Annotated in this window: 1 protein-coding gene; it reads left to right on the top strand. The window is 54.4% G+C overall.

The window, feature by feature from the left end:
• A partial coding sequence (locus tag HC026_RS12480; protein WP_168926215.1) for a hypothetical protein occupies nucleotides 1-362 on the top strand: 362 nt, incomplete at both ends.

Here is a 362-nt window from a genome sequence, read left to right as displayed (position 1 = left end):
CTATACTGCAACGATCACCGCAGGTGGAACCGATGATTACACCAGCGCCAGCTTCGATGCAGCCATTAAGGGGACCGACCCAGCTGAAACAGGTTACAGCGCCAGCGTGGATCAGGCGGTCAAGTACGATCCAGACTTCAAGAGTGAAGTCGGCGAAGGTACCTCAGTCGACCCTAAGGATTACTACAACGTCACTACGACGACTGATCCAGAAGGCGGGACTACCGATACCAAAGTCGATGGCAGCGGAGCAGTTACTGAAATTACCAAGAACTGGTCCGATGGCGACAAGACGGTAGCCGTTATCGAAACGACGCCAACGACTGATGGGACAGGCACAACGAGCGTTGTGACCGTCACTG

Origin of the sequence: Secundilactobacillus angelensis (assembly GCF_012641075.1) — a bacterium.
Classification (GTDB): Bacteria; Bacillota; Bacilli; order Lactobacillales; family Lactobacillaceae; genus Secundilactobacillus; species Secundilactobacillus angelensis.
Note: the sequence above shows the minus strand (reverse complement) of the source record. Positions and strands in the feature narration are given on the sequence as shown.